The following is a 954-nucleotide window of genomic DNA, read 5'->3' as shown; positions in this document are numbered from 1 at the left end:
TGAGCCGACCGCCAGTGCGACATGAGCACGGGCACCGTCATCGCGCGCAGCAGGGTCTGCGTCACGCTGCCGAGGGCACGTTCCGTCACGCCCGTGTGTCCGTACGCACCGGCCACGATCAGGACGGTATCAAGATCAGCGGCCTCGGGCAGCAATATTTCACCGCGCTCGCGGCGCGACATCGTGTGATGGACATGGAAGTCGGCCTATACACCGTACCACCTCAGCGCAGTCGCGAAGGTCAGGGAAACGGTTGCAGGCCGATCGTCTTCGGGCTCAGCCAGCATGACCACCGCGCCGTGCGTGGCGCGTTGCAGCAACGGTAGCGCATCGTGCCACGCGCGGGTGGCCGCACGACTGCCATCCCACGCGATCATGGGTCGCTCACCCGGCGAGTCAATGGCGCCAGCGTAGGGAGCCAGCCAGACCGGTTGTCCGACGACAGCGGCAGGTATTCGGCGAAGTGTGGGGCAACATGGGCGTCGGGGTCATCGGGGTCGGGCTGACTCACGACAACCAGATCGGCGTACTGGACGTGCAGCGGCACGACGGCATTCGATGCACCGGCGGGGTCACGCCACTCGGCCTCGATCGCGGCGCCGGTGGCTGCGTTCGCGAAATGCCGGGCCAGTTCATCGCGACTCGTGTGCTGCCGATGTTGCCGCTCCAGCACGGGTCCAGTGTCCGCGCCGTAGAAGGAGTGCCGCTCGATGCTGCGCGCCTGATACCGGTCGACCGGGTCAAAATCCGATCGGCGCGGACACGGCTCAGCGGTCAAAACAAGGCACTTCGACCCATGCCAGACTATCGCCCTGGCTCGCGTGCCGCTGTTCTGTATCCCGAAAGGAGCCATTGATGTGGCGCTCGCACGGGCGGCTGTTTCGGGTCGAACTGGGCCCGTGGAGCTTTGGGTCGGCGTGTGGTGCGTTTTATGCGCCCAAGGCCGCAGTGCGG

General features: G+C 66.2%; 2 protein-coding genes. Both read right to left on the bottom strand.

What is annotated here, in order from left to right; translation table 11 throughout:
• A partial coding sequence (locus BN2476_RS37910) for a universal stress protein (RefSeq protein ID WP_235851139.1) occupies positions 1-182 on the bottom strand: 182 nt, incomplete at its 3' end.
• Between the two features lie 191 nt (positions 183-373).
• Positions 374-778 carry a hypothetical protein gene (locus BN2476_RS37905; protein ID WP_143811136.1) on the bottom strand — a complete coding sequence of 135 codons (405 nt, stop codon included), beginning with the start codon at positions 776-778 and terminating at the stop codon, positions 374-376.
• Positions 779-954: the final 176 nt, after the last annotated feature.

Origin of the sequence: Paraburkholderia piptadeniae, assembly GCF_900007165.1 — a bacterium.
Classification (GTDB): domain Bacteria; phylum Pseudomonadota; class Gammaproteobacteria; order Burkholderiales; family Burkholderiaceae; genus Paraburkholderia; species Paraburkholderia piptadeniae.
The sequence above is the reverse complement of the archived record's forward strand: the minus strand, read 5'-3'. Positions and strand labels throughout refer to the sequence as shown.